We start from the raw sequence: 17,569 nt of genomic DNA on the forward strand, positions 1-17,569 counted from the left end.
AGGGCGTCTTCGGACGCGCCGGGGTTCCTGACGGCCGGTCTACCAACCTGCGTATGGCCTCCACCCTTCGTTGGTAGCGAGGGTGATGGCTCCTTTAACGCCGTTAGGAGATTCACCATGTTCAAGCCCACACCCAACCCACCGGACACCGATCCGGCTTCCCCCTACGAAACCCTCGATTCAAAAAAACTGCACGAAGCCGCCGAGCGCGCGCTCAATTTCTACCTCAATCCGGCGGCGCTCATGAAAACACCACGCAAACCCAGCACCATTTACATGATTGCCCCGGATGTCGATAACGAAACCTTGCTGGTGCAAGCGTGTGAGTCCATGGCGTCGGCCAGTGTCATGGCCAGCGACATTGCAGGGATGATGGAGGGCTCCCACCGCAACACCTTGCTGGCGCTTCAGCAGGTCATCATGCTCGGGGAACTGGCGGTGAATCGAATGCTCGACAACCACGTTCCACACGCTTAATCACGGAAGACCGTGAGGCGAAGGCATTGCGCCTTCGCTTCCATCCCGATCAAGCCACCGGCTGATGACTGGTCACACAGTGAATCCCCCCGCCACCCGCCGCGATGGCGTCGATATTCAACTGCACCACCTCTCTGTCCGGATACAGCTGCGACAACAGATCAAACGCTTTCGTATCCGCAGCCTTGTCACCAAACTCAGGCGCAATGACCGCGCCATTCACCAGGAAGTAGTTGATGTAACCGGCAGCAAAGTCCGGGTTGTTGCGGTTGAACTGGCTCTTGCGCGGGTTGAGCGGCGGCGACAGGGTGTGCACTTGCAGCTTGCGGCCGTCGGCATCGGTGGCGTTTTTTAGGATTTGCAGATGCGCCAATGTCACTTTCCGGTCGTATGAATCGGGGTCGTTGTCGAGGTTGGCGACTACAACGCCGGGCTTGACGAAACGCGCATAGAAATCGACATGGGCGTCGGTGATGTCCTTGCCTTTGATACCCGGCAGCCAGATGATTTTGCGCAAACCCAAACGGTCTTTCAGTTCCTGCTCGACCTCAGCCTTGGTCCAGTCGGGGTTGCGGTTGCGGTTGATCCAGCTGCTTTCGGTCATGATCCCCGTGCCGTGGCCATCCACTTCGATACCTCCGCCCTCGCCCACCAGTTCGCTGCGCAGGTAACGGGCATCCGCAGTGTCGGCCACCAAAGCGGCCAGTTGTGCATCCTTGTCGTGCTGCTGTTTGTTGCCCCAGCCGTTGAAGTTGAAATCCACGGCGCCGAGCCCGCCTTCGCCGTTGATGACGAAATTGGCGCCGATATCGCGCATCCAGATGTCGTCAAGTTCGGTGGTGACGTAGGTGATGTTGGTGGTGCCGCACTGTTGTTCGGCCAGACTCCGCTCACGCTGGCGGCAGAACACGGTGACCGGTTCATGGCGGGCGATGGTGCGGGCGATCAGGCCAATGGCCGCTTGCACATGGGGCGTGAAATTCTCCCAGATGGCTTTCTGTGCGCCGAACGCGATGAAGGCCCGTTCGTGTTGGTCGCCCTCATCCGGCATACGCCAGCGACCTTGGGTCGCCGCGTGCACTGGCGCAAGGCTGAAACCGATGGAGGCAGCGGCGCCTAGACCGGCAATGACCGACACTTGTTTGATGAAATCCCGACGCGTCCGCATGTGTGGATCCTTGTGTGAAGCACTCATTTTGCGGTGGCCGTCTTGAACTTGGTCCAGGTGCGCATCCGCGCGCGCATGTCGGATTGTGGAATGTCCTTGCCCGCAATCAGCCGCGCATAGGTGGCGTCATCGAGGTAGATGTCCGGGTTGTTGCGCATCGTCGCATCGACGTCCGGCCGGGCCTTGGCGTTGGAGGTTGGGTACCCGGTGAAGTTGCTGATGGCGGCCATGTTCTGTGGGCGCATGACGAAGTTGATGAACGCATAGGCGTACTCCGGGTGTTTGGCGTCCACTGGAATGGCCATGGTATCCATCCACACCGTGGTGCCTTCGCGGGGAACGCGGTACTCGAACCGGGTGTGCTTGCCGGCGCTGTCCGACGTCCGTTGTGCCTGGGTCATGTCACCGCTGTAACCGAGGGACAGGCACAGGTTGCCGTTCACCAGGTCGGTCACGGGTTGCGACTGGAATTTGCGAATGTACGGTCGCAGTTTCATCAGCAACTCACTCGCTGCGGCCAGGTCCTCAGGTTTTGCGCTACGTGGCTCGCGGCCCAGATAATTGAGCACGACAGCCAGCACCTCGTCCGGCGAATCGATCATCGAGATTCCGCAGTCGGCAAATTTTCCGGCCAGTTCCGGTTTGAACAGCATGTCGAGGCTGTTGACCGGGGCGTCCGGCGAGCGCTGTTTGATCTGCTCATCATTGTAGGTCACTCCGATGGTGCCCCACGTGTAGGGGACGGTGGCCTTGCTCGACGTTTCATACTGCCTGCGCAGCTTCTGCAACCCGGGTTCGATGTCATCCACAGCGGTGAGTTTTGAGCGGTCCAGCGGCAGCAGGCTGCCGGCGCGCATCAAGCGTTCTGCGACGGTGTCGCCGGGGAAAATCAGGTCATAGCCGCTGTTGCCGGCCAGCATCTTGGCTTCCAGCGTTTCGCTGCCATCCATGACGTCGTAGATCACCTTGATCCCGGTTTCGGCGGTGAATTTGGCCAGCGTGTCTTCGGCAAAGTAATCGGCCCAGTTGTAGAGCCGCAGGGTTTTCTCTTCGGCATGCAGCGACGACGAAGCGATTGCCAATCCCAAGGCGCCGAGCAACAGCTTGTGGGGAATGCGCATGTCAGACTCCTTGAGTGTTCCAGCGTGCATGAAGGTGACGACCGTCCTGACTCAACAACGCCCCGTACATGTCCGGGCGACGGTCGCGGTAGATGCCCCAACTCAGGCGCTCTTCGCGCATGGCGGCGAGGTCCAGGCTATGGACCAGCACGCCGGTGTTGTCGCGGTCGGTCTCGGCGAGCAACTTTCCCTTGTGGTTGCAGATAAACGACGAGCCGTAAAAACTCATCTGCAAGTCCGAATCGGTGGTCGCCACTTCACGGCCGACGCGATTGGCCGCTACCACCGGCAGGATGTTGGCGGCGGCATGGCCGCGCATGGTCATCTGCCAGTGGTCACGGGAATCCAGCGCTGCGCAGCCCGGTTCAGAGCCGATGGCGGTGGGAAACAGCAAGACTTCGGCGCCCATCAACGCCAGGCAGCGAGCCGTTTCAGGGAACCACTGATCCCAGCAGATGCCCACGCCGATACGTCCGAACGCGGTGTCCCAGACACGGAAGCCGGTGTCGCCGGGGCTGAAGTATTCCTTCTCCTGGTAACCAATGGCGTTGGGGATATGGGTCTTGCGATACACCCCCAGCAAGCGCCCGTCGGCATCGGCCACGCTCAGGGAATTGAAGTAGGCATTGCCGGCCTTTTCGAACCAGCTCAGTGGCAGCACCACGCCCAATTCCTTGGCCAACGCGGCAAAGCGTTTAAGTACGCCGCTGTATCGATATTCTTCGGCCAACTTCAAATGTTTATGGCTTTGTTCGATGCAGAAATACGGCGTGGCGAACAGCTCTTGCAACAGGATGACCTGTGCGCCCTTCGCCGCCGCCTCACGGACCAATTGCTCGGCCTGATCAAGATTGTGCGGCAAGTCCCAGGTGCACGGCATCTGGGTGGTGGCAATCGTCAACAGGGTCATGACGTCAACCCTCTACCGGCCAGGCCGGCTGTTGCTGGGTGATGCAATGCACCCCGCCGCCGCCATGGGCCAGGTGATTGATCCGCACTGGCACCACTTCGCGGCCCGGGAACGCCTGAGCCAATACTTCGGCCGCCGCGTTGTCGGCGTCGATGCCATAGGCCGGCATGATGATCGCGTTATTGGCGATGTAAAAATTGGTGTACGAGGCACAGAACACTTCGGCTTCGGTGTCCACGGCGTCGGTGGCTTCATAGAGCTCGATCAGCTCGAACTTGCGCCCTTGAGCATCGGTGGCCAGTTCCAGCACGCGACGGTTTTCCCGTGCAACCTCGGCGTACACAGAGTTCTTGTCGTGGGTGGCATCCACCAGCAACATGCCAGGCCGTGCGAAGGCACAGACGCCATCGACGTGGCCATCGGTCATGTCGCCCGTCACGTAGTCCGGATCGCCCGGCAGCCAGATGGTTTTCTTCACACCCAACAGTCGGGTGAAAATCTCCTCGATCTCGGCCTTGGTCATGCCCGGGTTGCGATTGGGGTTGAGTAACACTGACTCGGTGGTGATCAGCGTGCCCTCGCCGTCGACATGAATCGCGCCGCCTTCGTTACTCAGTGGGGTGCCGAAACACGGCACGCCGAGGCGATTGAGGGCGCGACGCGCCAGGCTTTCGTCCAGGTTATGCAGCGACTTGCCACCCCAGGCGTTGAAGCGCCAGCTCACCCCGCCCAGGCCGTGTTGCGGATGACAGACGAAGCTCGGGCCGGAATCCCGACACCAACTGTCGTTAACCGCTAACGGGATCAGTTCGATGTTGGGTCCACACAGGGCTTCGGCACTCGCGACAGCCGACGGGTCGACCACGATTTTCACCGGTTCGAACCGGGCAATGGCGTTGGCCACCCGGGCGAAATCTTCCTGCACCAACGGCAAGGTAACGCCCCAACCCGACTCCCAGAGCGCCTGATTGTGCGGCCAGACCATCCAGGTCGCGGCGTGCTTGACCCACTCTGCCGGCATCCACCAGCCACTGTTTTGAAATTCGTTCTGCAGCATGATAAAAAGCCTTTTAGTTAAGCCATTGTGATCAATGAAAACTGCCTTGGCGGTTTATGCATGCATGCTACGGCCGTAAAAACGGGCTAACAAACGATGGATTTTGTAGAAAAGTGATTAGAGGAACTTATCAATATGCTCAAGCACTGGCCCCCGCTCAGCACCCTTCGCGGCTTTGAAGCAGCCGCCCGACTGGGCAGTTTTCACAAGGCCGCCGACGAGTTGCACCTGACCCAGTCGGCCATCAGCCAGCAGATCCGCACGCTTGAGGCGTACCTTGAGCAGCCATTGTTTTTTCGCAGTGGACGCAGCGTCAGCCTGACCGATGCCGGGCATGATTTGCTCAGCACGACCCAGGCGTTATTGCAGCAATTGGCGGTCGGCATCCGTCGCCTCGGGCAATACCAGAAGCCCAACCAACTCGTGCTGAACACCACGCCGACATTCGCCCGACACTGGCTGCTGCCACGCCTGGGAGATTTTCGCCATCAGCATCCGGAGGTCGATCTGTGGATTTTCAGCACCGATGAAGTCCCGGACATGGCCACCCAGACCATCGACCTCGCGGTGCGTGACGACATCAGCTCGCAGGCCGAGTGCAGCTTTAAGGTGTTGCACGCTGACCGCCTCTACCCGGCCTGTCACCCGGACCTGTTGGCGGTGCCCGTCGATCAGCGCACCACCCTGCACGGCGAGCGGGAAATGGACTGGAGTCATTGGGCCGTGGAGGCTGGCATTGATGTCGGCCAGAAGGATCAGGGGCTGAATTTCTCCGACCCCGGCCTCCTGTTGGACGCGGCCTGCGCGGGGCTCGGCATCGCGCTGGTCAGCCAGTTACTGAGTCGGCCGGCGCGGGACAGCGGACGGCTGCACCCCTTGGTGGAGGACACTATTCGCGGCCCGAACTGGGCTTTGCTGACTCACCGCGACAGCGAGAACAATCCATTGGCGCGAAACTTTGTCGAATGGTTGCTGAATAACCTGGACGCAGCCAGCCAGACGACGTCAACGCTTGCGACATGAATCGGTGCGAAACAATTGGCCAGTATCCGCAGCCAAGTAGTTGGCGAAGTTCACTGCCCACAATAAAGCACTCCAGCCACTACTAATGCGCGACAGCGCTTTTGCAAGAAACCTTATTAGTTCAAAAAAATTATTCAGTGTATCGTGGCATTATTCAGGCGTCATTTAAGTGACTGGCATCACAGATCACCACACTTTAATAACGCCGATCACGACTGCTATAACCAATCAATAATTCAAACACACTGACGAACGGGCAAACTATAAAAAAACCATATAAAACAACGCCTTAAGATGCGAACAACAATCAAGTAAAAACCTTCAAAAAACACAAAACCAAAAAAAGACAGACCACACTTATAAAAGTTTCAAACTTATTTATTAAATAAAAATTCTCATATAACGCTTTAAAACATTTCTCTTCGGTGCTAATAATCCGACCGCTTCCGGGTTTAACAGGCGATACACCCTCTCACATGAAGTGAACATCAGCGCCTACGCTGATCCCCCGGCATTAATCAAATCCAAATAACACCCGCTTGCTCAAGTCTCAATAAAACTTGGGCCTGTAGTGTGCTGCGCACTAAAACTGCGCAAGGAAGACATCATCGCTCGTCATCATTCAAGGATTAAAATCCTTTCGATCTTCGGTACCCGTCCAGAAGCCATCAAGATGGCACCTCTGGTTAAAGCCCTCGCTGCGGAACCTGGCATTCACTCGCAGATATGCATCACCGGCCAACATCAAAGCATGCTGAAACAGGTGCTGGATCTGTTCGACCTCAAGGCCGATTACACCCTCGATGTGATGACGCCGCACCAAACGCTCAACTCGCTGACGGCGGCACTTTACGGGGCGATTGACCCGGTGCTGGAAATGACCTGCCCGGACCGGGTGCTGGTGCATGGCGACACCACCTCGGCCATGGTCGCCGCGATGGCGGCGTTCCATCGGCGCATCCCGGTCGGCCATGTGGAAGCCGGGCTGCGAACCGGTGATATCTACAGCCCGTGGCCGGAAGAAATGAACCGTCGTTGCATCGACCTGGGTGCGGACATGCTGTTTGCGCCGACCCACGAGTCGCGCCAGAACTTGCTCGACGAACGCCTGCAGGGGCGCACCTTCGTGACCGGCAATACGGTGATCGATGCGTTGCAGATGACCGCGCGGCGCATTGAGCAAGACGCTGACCTGCGTGCAAGCCTGGACCGGCAGTTCTCGTTCCTGCAGGCCGGCCGCAAGGTTCTGCTGGTGACCGGGCATCGTCGGGAAAACTTCGGCGAAGGCTTCCTGGACATCTGCAAGGCCTTGAGTCATCTGGCCCGGCGCACGGATATCCAGATCGTCTATCCGGTGCACTTGAACCCCAATGTCATGGGCCCGGTCACCGAGCATCTGGGCGACCTGCCCAACGTGCACCTGATCCAGCCGCTGGACTACTTGGCCTTCGTGCGCCTGATGCAACGGGCCCATGTGATCCTCACCGATTCCGGGGGCGTGCAGGAAGAAGCGCCGTCATTGGGCAAACCCGTGCTGGTCATGCGGGATGTGACCGAACGCCCGGAAGCTGTCGCCGCGGGCACTGTGCGCCTGGTCGGCACCTCGCCGGACTCGATCATCGCAGGCGTCAACGCGCTGTTCGATGACGACCTGCTATGGCGTCGTTGCTCCCAGGCGGCCAACCCTTACGGCGACGGCAAGGCCAGTGCGCGCATCGTCGATGCCCTGATGGGCCGCCCGGTGGATGATTTCATCGTGGCCGGTCAGCCTTTGCCCAAGTTTCTGCACTACGCGTCAGCGCAGCCTGTGCCCGAAAACAATTACCCGGCTTTTACCTCTCGATAAACCGAACCGTTCCTCCCCTTATCAGCTCGAGATCTACCTGAATGAAGTCTTCCGTTGCCATCCATACGGGTGCGCTCAGCGCCCTTGCCTGTGGCGTGAGCCTGCTCGCGCTCATGCCGACCTTCGCCTTGGCCGCGGACAGCCCGCTCACCCAGGCGATCAACCGACTCAACGCCGACACCCGACAAGAGCGTGAGGTCCGCTTGAGCGATCTGGGGATCGACGCACCGATCATCCTCGGCTCCACCGATGCCCGCCGCGAACTGTATCTGCCGGTGCCGGCGGGCGTGCCACTGACGGACGCGACATTGAATTTCGACGCCAGTTACCTCAATGGCGAAGGTGGCCGCAACACCTTGCTGCTGTCGCTGGACGGTTATCCGGTGCGCGCCCAAGGGCTCAGCGAAGCCCAAGGCGACGCCAGTGCCACGCTGGGCGTGGACAAGAAAGCGCGGGACAGCGGCTCGGTGCGCCTGGGCATTGCCTGGTCATCGATCGTGTACCGTGTGTTGTGCGAAGACGAACGCGCCATCGGCAATGTCTTGCGTATCGAACCGGACACCCGCCTCACTTACAGCTACGACGCCAGCCAGTTGCGGGACGTCGGTGCAGCGTGGACGGCATTGCCTGGCAAACCGAGGATCATGGTCGCACCGGGCACCTTGTCTGCCGAAAGCTACGATTCGGCGTGGCGTCTGGGTGTGGCACTGGAGCGGATTGGCAAGCACAGCCAGATCCTGCCCTTCCCTGCCATCCAAGACAGCGTCGACCTGAACGGCCTGCGCATCCCGGCCGAACTGCAAGGTATTCCCGCGTTCGCCAGCCTCAACGGCAAAGGTCCGCACACCCTGGCGAACCCAGCGGAGATCGGCGCGTTGCTGATGTTGGGCCAGACACCGAACGTCCAGGCGGATCTGGCGGTTAACGACCCGCAGCTGCTCAAGGCGGTCAATGAATCCCTCGATGCGCTGCAAAGCCAGATTCAAAGCCTCGACGCCACGGCAGCCAACGCCTTCACGCAATGGCGTGAGCGGCACATCAATGCAGGCCTTGCCGCCGAAGGCACAGACAATGTGCGCCTGGCTTTGGTGGGCACGCGCCCGGTGCTGATGATCGCGCCGCATGCCACCGGCAAGGCACTGGCCTTGTTCAGTACAGCCTGGAACAAATTGGCGCGCAGTCGCCAATTGACGGTCAGCGAAGCCCAGATGCCCTTGAGCACCGACGGCCGTGTGGCCTTGTCGCGCCTGGGCGGCAACCCCGGTGCTGTCGACGTGCTGGCCAAGTCTGACTGGAGCACTTCATTCCCTCTGGGCAGCGTGGCGTACGACGGTCGCTTGCCGGTGAAGGCTGTGGTCGACGTGTCTGCCGCTCCAGGCGCGTCGGACACCGCGCCGGTGGCCTCGCTGTTTCTCAATGATTACCTGATTGGTGCGCAGCAGCTTGTAGCCAATGGGGAAAAGCAACGCATCGAAGCGCGGATCCCGCGTTATGCCGTGGGCGCGACCAACGTGTTGCGCGTGTCTTTCCAGCGCCAGCCAGTGAGTGATCGCTGCCTGGAAACACCACAAGCCTTCCCGGTGTCGGTGCTGCCGACCAGCCACATCGTGCTGGAAAAAACCGCGCTGGGTGATGACTTCTCCGGCATGGCCGCGCGCTTTGCCGTAGACACGCAACTCCTGGTGCCGCGGGCCTACCTCGAGCATCCGGCGAGCAGCCTGCCGCAGGTGATTTCGGTCGCCGACGCCGCCGGTGTTTCGCCGCTGCGGGCGCAATTGAAGGTCGTCACAGACCCGAATGCCTCGGTCACGCTGGACAAGGCTTTCCTAGCCTTCGAGCTGCCGATCAAAGACAGCAAGGAGTCCGTGCAGGTCGATGAGCAGGGACGCCTGCGCATCAATCACAAAGATCAGGTGTTGCTTGACGTGCATCCCCTCAACCACCTGGCCACGTTGCAGGTGGTGGATGCCGGCGGCCAGCACGGCCTGATCTATCGCGCCCTGGGCAGTGACGCACCACGCTTCGCCAAACAGATTCTGCTGACCCGCGGCGACGTGGCCATCCTCGGTGACAACGGTGCACTGACCACCTTCGACACCCAGGACCCAAACGGCAGCCAATTGATCGACAACGAAGAACCCAAGGGCCTGGACGCCTGGCGTACGCCGTCGCTGTTGTGGCTGATTCCGGGTGGCATCCTGTTGGTCCTCATCCTGTTGCTGGCTGGCCGTAACGCCCGTCGCAATCGCCAGTAACGGAACCTTTCGATGACGTCGCTTTATTGGCCCTATTGGCTGGCCCACCACTACAGCTTCCTGGAGATCTCGACCATCGTGGTCGCGATACTGATCCTGATTTCCAGCCTGGACGATCTGTTCATTGACCTGTGGTACTGGTCTCGCCGCCTGTTCCGCAAGTTCACCGCGGACCGAAAATACCGGCCGCTGACCACCGAGCAGCTGATGGCTCGGGATGAACAGCCGCTGGCGATCATGGTCCCGGCCTGGCTGGAATACGACGTCATCGCGCCGATGATCGAGAACATGGTGTCGACCCTGGATTACCAGAACTACGTGGTTTTCGTCGGCACCTACATCAATGACCAGCGCACCATCGATGAAGTCGAACGCATGCGTCGGCGCTACAAGCAGCTGCATCGCGTGGAAGTCCCGCATGCCGGGCCGACCTGCAAGGCCGACTGTCTGAATTGGGTGATCCAGGCGATCTTCCTGCACGAGAAAACCCACGGCATGACCTTCGCCGGCGTCGTGCTGCACGACAGCGAAGACGTGTTGCACCCGATGGAATTGCGCCTGTTCAACTACTTGCTGCCGCGCAAGGACATGATCCAGTTGCCCGTGGTGTCGCTGGAGCGCAACTGGTACGAATGGGTGGCCGGCACCTACATGGACGAATTCGCCGAATGGCATGGCAAGGATCTGGTGGTGCGTGAAAGCATGACCGACACGGTGCCGTCCGCCGGGGTCGGCACCTGTTTCTCCCACCGTGCCCTGCGCGTGCTGGCCGGGGAAACCCAGAACCAGCCGTTCAATACTGACAGCCTCACCGAGGACTACGACGTCGGCGCGCGTCTGGCCAAGGTCGGCATGAACGCGATCTTCGTGCGTTTCCCGGTGCAGTTTCGCGTGCTGCGTAAATCATGGTTTCGCAAGCCTTACGAATCGACCCTGCGGATGCCTTTGTGCGTGCGCGAGTTCTTTCCCGACACCTTCCGCACCGCGTTTCGCCAGAAGGCCCGCTGGACACTGGGCATTGGCCTGCAAGGCTGGGAACAAATGGGCTGGAACGGTTCGCTGGCCAACCGATATTTGCTGTTTCGTGACCGCAAAGGTGTGGTCACGGCGTTTGTCAGCATCATCGCCTACGTGATTCTGGTGCAGCTGCTGGGCCTGATCATCCTGCGCCAGAGCGGCCTATGGGACGTGAGTTTCCCGACGCCGTTCGAAACCAACGGCTTCATCAAATACCTGTTGCTGGCCAACGGTATTGCGCTGGTCTGGCGCATCGCGCACCGCTGCTATTTCACCACCGTGCTGTACGGCTGGCAGCACGGCTTGCTGTCCATTCCGCGCATGGTCGTGGGCAACTTCGTCAACTTCATGGCCGCATCACGAGCGTGGCGCATGTTCCTGGTCGGCAAAGTGATGAACCGCAAACTGGTGTGGGACAAGACCATGCACGACTTCCCCTCCACCGACCTGGTCGCCGCCGCGCCGCGCAAGCTGGGCAGCGTGTTGTTGTCCTGGCAGGCGATCAACGAAACCGACCTGCAAAGTGCCCTCGCCGAACAGAAAACCCGGCACATGCCATTAGGGCGGATTTTGCTCAGCAACGGCTGGCTGGACGACGAGACGCTGGCCGAAGCCATCGCGTTTCAAAACGACCTGCCGCGAGTGTTCGATGTGGCTCACAAGGCGCAGGCGTCGACCCTTACCCTGGACGACGAATTCGCTCTGCGCTGGCGCGTGGTGCCGGTTGGCTTGAATGCCGACGGCCGAGCACAACTGGCCGTGGCCAGTCCGTTGCCGGCCGAAGGTCTGCAACAAGTCAGCGAAGTACTGGGCAGCGAGCCGGTGCAGTTGATTGCCCGGGAAAGCGAAATCGTCGCGCAGTTGCGTCTACTGAACGTGCGCGATGGCCAAGCGGTGCCGGACGCCCGCGCACCACTGCTGGGTGATCTGTTGATTGAAATGGGCCTGCTGGATCGCGACGTGTTCAACCGCACCATGTTGCAGTACCGCCCGCAGCGTCACGGGCGCATTGGCGACTATTTGGTCGACAGCGGCGTGCTGCCCCGCGCCACCATCGAAAAGGCCGTGGCACGTCAGCACAGCCACTACCCTGCGGAGCTTCCAGCATGAATCGCCCGTTGCTGACCCTTATGGCCACGGGACTGAGCCTGATACCTGCGCTGGCTTATGCCGAAACGCTGCCACTGCCGTTGACCGGCCCGGCCTATGTCACCGCCAACGAGGCGTACAGTGCCTACGAGCGCAAAGACTACGACCTGGCCATCGCCAAGGCTCGCGAAGCGTTGCGTCAACGGGCTGATATCACCCGATTGAACACGCTGATCGTGCTGGCTCAGCGCGACAAGGACCTGCGTGATTATCCCAAGCGCTACCCGCCGTCACGTCAGGCGCCGGGTTTCGGCGCCGCAGCCCAGGCGTTCAAGGCCTATGATCGCGATGACTTCGGCGCGGCGGCACAGGCGTCACGTAAAGCCATCGCTCAGGCGCCCAAGCGCATGGATTATCGACTGCTGCTGATTGAGTCGTTACAGCGCCAACAGCACTTGCAGGAAGCAGATCAGGCCACCACCCAGGCATTGGCCGTGTTCCCCGACGACGATACGTTGCTGATGCGCCGCGAAGCGATTCGTCGTCAATTGGCAGCACCGCTGGCGGTCGAGGGTTATCGCGCCCTGGAGCAAGGCAACCTGCCTCTTGCTGTGGATCAGGCCAGGAAAGCCGTCGCCTGGGCGCCGGAGATCGGCGCCAATCAGCAACTGTTGATCAGCGCCCTGCTCGCGGCCAAGGATTACCGTGGGGCCGAGCTGGCCGCGTCCGGCGCACTGACCCAGGACGACGGGGAAATCGCACCGTGGATTCTGCGCAGCTACGCCCTTGATCGACAGGGCAAAACAGCGGCGGCTCAGGCTGACCTGAATCACGCTTTGGCCATCGATGGTCTGCTGGAAACGGAAACCCGCGACATTCGTTTCTTCGCCGCCGACGCTGCGCTGGCCCATGGCGAGCCTCAGCGGGCGCTCGATCAGCTGCAACCTTTGGCCGATGACGAAGGCGGCGAAGTGGCCCGCCGGCGTACGGCCGCCAGAATGGCGCTGCGACAGAAAAACAATGGCTTGAACGCTGTTGCCCAGTTTCCGGCTCCGGCGTTGAACTGCCAGGAGACGGCCTTCGGCCTGGTCTGTGATATCTGGCCGGGCAACCAGCGCGACGGCGGAACCGACAAGGCCGGTCAGGCCTATGCCGCCCTGGCCGGCAAGGACCCCGCCTCGGCGGTGGTCCTGGCGAACGAAGCGATTGCCCGTGCGCCGCAGAATCCGGCATACCGACGTTTGCTGGTCAGCGCCCTGAGTGACCAGAAACGTGTACCCGAAGCCATCGCGGTGGCCAGCGAGGGTCTCAAGATCACTGGTGATGATGCGCGGTTGCTGGCCCAACGTGGCCGTCTGCGCCAGCAAGCGGGTGACGATGCCGGGGCTCGCAAAGACTTTACCCAGGCCTTGGCGCTGGGCAGCCTGCCCGCTTATGAAGAAGCCAGTTTGTATAGCGCCATCGGCCAGCGCCGCACCGCACGCGAGCGGCTACAACAAGCGCGGGACACGGGTGAACTGGAATCGATGAGCGACCTGCAAATCGCTTACTTGTCGGTCCAGGCCGGCGACGATGACAGTGCCCACGCCTCGTTCCGCAAGGCCGATGCCGACACTCGACTCACGCCGACAGCCACTCAGGATGCGGCCTACAACGCCATGCGGGTCAATGACGACGAGCAAGCCGTCAGCTACTTCAAGCGCGTCATAGATGCGCAACATTCCGGTGAGCTGGACATGCCTGCACAGCAGCTGTTCGACACCCGTCGCGCGGTGGCCGATGTGTCGCGAACGTGGGGGTTGACCAACACCACCAGTTATCGCGGCAACAGCACCAGCAGCGGCTTGAGTTCGGCCCCGAGCGGCGGCAATAGCAGCAATGACAGCCTGCAAAACAGCACCGAACTGTCGTGGCGCCCTTTGGGTTATCGCAACGCACGATTTGTCGAACTCTACGGACGCGTCACCGACACGCTGTGGAGCAAGAACAGCGATTCGGATACCGGTTTCGATGCGCTGCAAGGGGCCGTAGGTGTACGGGTCAAACCCTTCACATCGCTGAACGTGATGGCCGCCGTTGAGCGCACATTCCCGTTGGGATCGTCGGACGTCGATGGTGACTGGCTGCTGCGTTTGGGCTATGGCGCAAGCGTCGGGACCGATTTGCGCGTCGACGCGTCCAGCTGGTGGACCTCGCAGTTGTTCGCGGAAGCCGGACATTACGTCAACGACTCGCGCGACTATTTCAACAGCGAGTGGCAGGTCGGCCGCAGCTATGCCATCGGCGGCGCAGGCTCGCGCTGGGTGACTTTCCCCCATGTGGTGGCCGCATTCGACTATGACTCGAAGATGAACAGCGGGACCGACTCGGAGGGCAAATCGGACTCATCATCCGGCAAGGCCGGAGGCGTGGGTGTCGGCAACAACGTCCGGTACTGGTTCCGCGAAGACGCTTACAACGCGCCCCGCTCCTATGTCGACTTCTCCCTGCAGTACCGCGTCAAGGTGCTGGGTGATGATCGCGCTCAAGGTGTCTTCGGTCGCCTGACTTATTCCTATTGAGGACTTGCATGAACATTCGATTCTGTTTGTGGCTGGGACTTGGCCTGATGCCGATGTGGGCAAACGCCGCCCCTGAAATTGCCCAGCTGTACGCGCCAAAACTGCCCGAGGGTTCGGCCTGGGTGCGGGTGGTCAACCCCTCCGACACCGCCATGCAGGTCCAGGTGGGCCAAGGCGCAAGCTTCGCCCTTTCCACCCAGGCCACGGTGGCCAGTCCTTTCCAGGTCGTGGACTCGCGCCAGCCGCTAAAAGTGACCGTCAATGGTCGCGAGATCAAGGGCCTGAGCGCGCCGAAAAGTGCGTGGGTCACGCTGATTCTCGACAGCGACCCGGCACGGGCGCCACGCATGGTCATCGACCCACCGCTGCGCGGCAAAGACCTGCGTGCCGAACTCAACGTCTACAACCTGGCCAACGGTTGCGAAAAGGCCGGAGTCAAACTGGCTAACAGCGCCCCAGTCTTCAATCAGGTGCCGTTCAACGGCCAGGCCCAGCGCACGATCAACCCGGTGCAGGCGACGCTGGTTGCCAGTTGCGAGCAGAACACCAGCCTGCCGTTCAAGCTGGCGCCCTTCAAGGCCGGCGATCGTTATAGCCTGTTCCTGGTGGGCTCCCGGCAAGCTCCACGCCTGATTGGCCTTGTCGACCAGACCGCGCCATGACCCTTCAATTGAAATCTCGTTTGCCGGTTCCCGCCATGATCGCCGGTTTGTTGTTGAGCCTGTCGGGCACCCACGTTCAAGCGGCCTCGGCGGTCATCACTGGCGAAGGTGGCTGGCTGTTCCCGGCCTGGGAAAGCTTGAGCAAGGTCGATAACCCAGGGGCGACCCGCAACATTGCGTTGGTCAAAGAACTCCAGCAGCACCTTGCGCGGGAACACATCGGATTGGTCGTGTTGGTGGTGCCAATGAAGGCGCCGTTCTATGCCTCGCGCTTGCCCGCCGATCAGCCCTTGAGCCCGGCCGTGATGCAGCGTTACGACCACTTGCAGAGCGAACTGACTCAAGCTGGCCTGACCACGCTGAACATAAAGCCTGTCCTGCAACAGACCGAGCGAGGCAAACAGACCGCGTTTTACCGCGCCGACTACCACTGGACTGCCTGGAGCGCGGAAAACACCGCCGACGCCACGGCGCAACTGATCACCGAGCGTTACCGTCTGCAAGGCGAACCCGGCGGTGGCGCGGCACTGGGTCAGTGGTTCGACCGACGCGCGTTCGGTGACCTGGCGAGCAATTTCCTGCCGGCGATCAAGCGCAAGGCGATTGGTCGCGACATCTACACCGTTCGCCATCAGGCAGAGAACGACTTGCTGATCGATGACGCACCGGCACCGGTTCAGGTGATCGGCAACAGTTTTGTCCAGCCTTACCTGGGTTTTACCCAGAAGCTTTCCAATGCCCTGGACCGTCCCGTCGCACTGACCTGGAATCCCGGCGACGTCGGCCCGTGGGCTACGCTGCTGCAATACCTGGAGTCGGCGGATTTTGCCCAACACAAACCCCAAGTGATCGTCTGGCAATTCAATGAAGGCCAATTCCACCTCGGCCCCGATGCGGCGGCCAACTGGAGCGCCAAAGGCGTCACCTCGCTGAGCCAATGGCATCAGCGCACCAACAAGGCACTTCCGTGAACATTCTTGGCTACACCGCCAGTCGCACGACCCTTGCGGGTCTGTTGTTTGCCGTCATCCTCGGCACCGGAACCGGCACGCTCTACGTGACCAACAAAATGGCCTCGGCCCCGGAAATCGTCGGCATCGTCTGGCAGCCGGACAACAAGACCGTCGGCATCAATGGCCATTGGGAAAAACTCGGGGCTCGTGAGTTGCTGGTGCAATGGACCGTCGTCGACGATCAGGCATTCATTCCCGGTACCGGCCTGCCCAGCGTACCGGTCCTGCCCGATTGGGCACGCATCGCCAAGGCCCCTTGGGCGCAAGACGTCATCCTCGGACTGGCCGGTTACTTCAGTGAGAACCGCTCACGGGACAACATCGAGCAGCTGGCCGCTGTCTCGGAACGCATCGCCAAATTGCCGACCCCCTTGCACGTCACCGGCTGGTATTTCCCCGCCGAAGTCGACCCCAGCTGGACCCGCGCCAAAGAACTGCCCGCCCTGCTGGCCAAGTTACCGCGACCGCTATGGATCAGCGTGTATGACGGCGCCAATATCGGCCCCGCCGCCACGGCGGAATGGCTCAAACAGTGGCTGCCAAATGACATTGGCGTGTTCTTCCAGGACGGTGTCGGGGTCTACGCCCGCACCGCACCGGTCGCCAGAACCTACGCTGACGCCTTGCGCCAGCGTCTGGGCAAGGACCGGGTGCGAATCATCGTTGAGGCCTTCCGCCCCAACTTTGGTGGCGGATTCCGCTCCGCGACCGCCGCCGAGCTGAAACCGCAATTGGCGGCGTATGACGGTTATCCGCTGTACCTGTTCGACGGACCGCACTACGTGACGCCTGAGCTGGTGGAGCAACTGGCGCGGTAACGTCGATCACTCAGCGTCAGGTCAAGTTAACCCTTAACAGCCGCTTCGATCGCCGCGACGTCGATTTTCCCCATCGTCATCATGGCGTCGAACGCGCGCTTGGCCGCCGCCTGATCAGGATTGTTGATGGCGTCCGTCAGCACGCGTGGCGTGATCTGCCACGACAGTCCCCATTTGTCCTGGCACCACCCGCAGACGTTTTCCACGCCGCCGTTTCCGATAATCGCGCTCCACAAGCGGTCCGTTTCGGCTTGGTCGTCGGTCGCCACCTGGAACGAGAAAGCCTGGTTGTGCTTGACCCCCGAGCCCCCGTTCAGGCCGAGGCAAGGAATGCCCATCACCGTGAACTCGACCGTCAACACATCGCCCTGTTTGCCCGCCGGATAGTCGCCAGGCGCGCGAAGAATGGTTCCCACCGCGCTATCAGGAAACGTCTTGGCGTAGAACGTCGCGGCGTCCAGCGCGGCGCCGTCGTACCAGAGACAAATCGTGTTTTTGCTGACCATTCTGGTTCTCCAAATTGGGGAATGAATGAATCATTCTAGCTTGCTG

At 60.8% G+C, this 17,569-nt stretch carries 14 protein-coding genes; 9 read left to right on the plus strand and 5 right to left on the minus strand.

Annotation, left to right across the window (positions count from 1 at the left end):
* Positions 1–117: 117 nt before the first annotated feature.
* Positions 118–477, plus strand: a complete 360-nt coding sequence (locus ACA070_RS19055) for a DUF6124 family protein (protein ID WP_497447886.1) — start codon at positions 118–120, stop codon at positions 475–477.
* 49 nt (positions 478–526) lie between these two features.
* On the opposite strand, the gene ACA070_RS19060 is transcribed toward ACA070_RS19055, so the two are convergent.
* The 4 genes from ACA070_RS19060 to ACA070_RS19075 are packed head-to-tail and all read right to left on the minus strand — an operon-like array spanning position 527 to position 4,733.
* Positions 527–1,645 carry an agmatine deiminase family protein gene (locus tag ACA070_RS19060; protein WP_497447887.1) on the minus strand — a complete coding sequence of 373 codons (1,119 nt, stop codon included), beginning with the start codon at positions 1,643–1,645 and terminating at the stop codon, positions 527–529.
* Positions 1,646–1,668: 23 nt separating this feature from the next.
* Positions 1,669–2,766, minus strand: a complete 1,098-nt coding sequence (locus ACA070_RS19065; RefSeq protein ID WP_497447888.1) for an extracellular solute-binding protein — start codon at positions 2,764–2,766, stop codon at positions 1,669–1,671.
* 1 nt (position 2,767) lies between these two features.
* Entirely contained in the window at positions 2,768–3,676 is a 909-nt protein-coding gene (gene aguB / locus ACA070_RS19070) for an N-carbamoylputrescine amidase (protein ID WP_497447889.1), read from the minus strand.
* A gap of 4 nt (positions 3,677–3,680) precedes the next feature.
* Entirely contained in the window at positions 3,681–4,733 is a 1,053-nt protein-coding gene (locus ACA070_RS19075; RefSeq protein WP_497447890.1) for an agmatine deiminase family protein, read from the minus strand.
* 135 nt (positions 4,734–4,868) lie between these two features.
* Between ACA070_RS19075 and ACA070_RS19080 the strand changes: the two genes are divergently transcribed.
* The 8 genes from ACA070_RS19080 to ACA070_RS19115 all read left to right on the plus strand — a co-directional run bounded on the left by ACA070_RS19080 (position 4,869) and on the right by ACA070_RS19115 (position 17,017).
* On the plus strand, positions 4,869–5,756 hold the full coding sequence (locus tag ACA070_RS19080; RefSeq protein WP_497447891.1) for a LysR substrate-binding domain-containing protein: 888 nt from the start codon (positions 4,869–4,871) through the stop codon (positions 5,754–5,756).
* 607 nt (positions 5,757–6,363) lie between these two features.
* Entirely contained in the window at positions 6,364–7,602 is a 1,239-nt protein-coding gene (wecB, locus tag ACA070_RS19085) for a non-hydrolyzing UDP-N-acetylglucosamine 2-epimerase (RefSeq protein ID WP_497451990.1), read from the plus strand.
* 41 nt (positions 7,603–7,643) lie between these two features.
* Positions 7,644–9,857 carry a hypothetical protein gene (locus ACA070_RS19090; RefSeq protein ID WP_497447892.1) on the plus strand — a complete coding sequence of 738 codons (2,214 nt, stop codon included), beginning with the start codon at positions 7,644–7,646 and terminating at the stop codon, positions 9,855–9,857.
* Positions 9,858–9,869: 12 nt separating this feature from the next.
* The gene (locus tag ACA070_RS19095) at positions 9,870–11,984 is read left to right on the plus strand and encodes a glycosyl transferase family protein (RefSeq protein WP_497447893.1); all 2,115 of its coding nucleotides are present in this window, start codon (positions 9,870–9,872) and stop codon (positions 11,982–11,984) included.
* Positions 11,981–14,524, plus strand: a complete 2,544-nt coding sequence (locus ACA070_RS19100) for a bacteriophage N4 adsorption protein A (RefSeq protein ID WP_497447894.1) — start codon at positions 11,981–11,983, stop codon at positions 14,522–14,524. The genes ACA070_RS19095 and ACA070_RS19100 overlap by 4 nt, the downstream gene beginning before the upstream one ends.
* A gap of 8 nt (positions 14,525–14,532) precedes the next feature.
* Complete coding sequence (locus ACA070_RS19105; RefSeq protein WP_497447895.1) at positions 14,533–15,186, plus strand: alginate O-acetyltransferase AlgF; 654 nt, start codon at positions 14,533–14,535, stop codon at positions 15,184–15,186.
* On the plus strand, positions 15,183–16,157 hold the full coding sequence (locus ACA070_RS19110) for an alginate O-acetyltransferase AlgX-related protein (protein WP_497447896.1): 975 nt from the start codon (positions 15,183–15,185) through the stop codon (positions 16,155–16,157). Before ACA070_RS19105 ends, ACA070_RS19110 begins: the two co-directional genes overlap by 4 nt.
* Positions 16,124–17,017, plus strand: a complete 894-nt coding sequence (locus tag ACA070_RS19115; RefSeq protein WP_497447897.1) for an alpha-amylase family protein — start codon at positions 16,124–16,126, stop codon at positions 17,015–17,017. Before ACA070_RS19110 ends, ACA070_RS19115 begins: the two co-directional genes overlap by 34 nt.
* Before the next feature lie 26 nt (positions 17,018–17,043).
* On the opposite strand, the gene ACA070_RS19120 is transcribed toward ACA070_RS19115, so the two are convergent.
* Positions 17,044–17,523, minus strand: a complete 480-nt coding sequence (locus tag ACA070_RS19120; RefSeq protein ID WP_497447898.1) for a VOC family protein — start codon at positions 17,521–17,523, stop codon at positions 17,044–17,046.
* Between the last annotated feature and the right edge of the window lie 46 nt (positions 17,524–17,569).

This window comes from Pseudomonas sp. LBUM1678 (assembly GCF_059695575.1).

Coding starts and splice junctions, on each gene's coding strand:
- ACA070_RS19055 (WP_497447886.1), top strand. CDS start 118: ATGTTCAAGCCCACACCCAACCCACCGGACACCGATCCGGCTTCCCCC.
- ACA070_RS19060 (WP_497447887.1), bottom strand. CDS start 1,645: ATGCGGACGCGTCGGGATTTCATCAAACAAGTGTCGGTCATTGCCGGT.
- ACA070_RS19065 (WP_497447888.1), bottom strand. CDS start 2,766: ATGCGCATTCCCCACAAGCTGTTGCTCGGCGCCTTGGGATTGGCAATC.
- aguB (WP_497447889.1), bottom strand. CDS start 3,676: ATGACCCTGTTGACGATTGCCACCACCCAGATGCCGTGCACCTGGGAC.
- ACA070_RS19075 (WP_497447890.1), bottom strand. CDS start 4,733: ATGCTGCAGAACGAATTTCAAAACAGTGGCTGGTGGATGCCGGCAGAG.
- ACA070_RS19080 (WP_497447891.1), top strand. CDS start 4,869: ATGCTCAAGCACTGGCCCCCGCTCAGCACCCTTCGCGGCTTTGAAGCA.
- ACA070_RS19090 (WP_497447892.1), top strand. CDS start 7,644: ATGAAGTCTTCCGTTGCCATCCATACGGGTGCGCTCAGCGCCCTTGCC.
- ACA070_RS19095 (WP_497447893.1), top strand. CDS start 9,870: ATGACGTCGCTTTATTGGCCCTATTGGCTGGCCCACCACTACAGCTTC.
- ACA070_RS19100 (WP_497447894.1), top strand. CDS start 11,981: ATGAATCGCCCGTTGCTGACCCTTATGGCCACGGGACTGAGCCTGATA.
- ACA070_RS19105 (WP_497447895.1), top strand. CDS start 14,533: ATGAACATTCGATTCTGTTTGTGGCTGGGACTTGGCCTGATGCCGATG.
- ACA070_RS19110 (WP_497447896.1), top strand. CDS start 15,183: ATGACCCTTCAATTGAAATCTCGTTTGCCGGTTCCCGCCATGATCGCC.
- ACA070_RS19115 (WP_497447897.1), top strand. CDS start 16,124: ATGGCATCAGCGCACCAACAAGGCACTTCCGTGAACATTCTTGGCTAC.
- ACA070_RS19120 (WP_497447898.1), bottom strand. CDS start 17,523: ATGGTCAGCAAAAACACGATTTGTCTCTGGTACGACGGCGCCGCGCTG.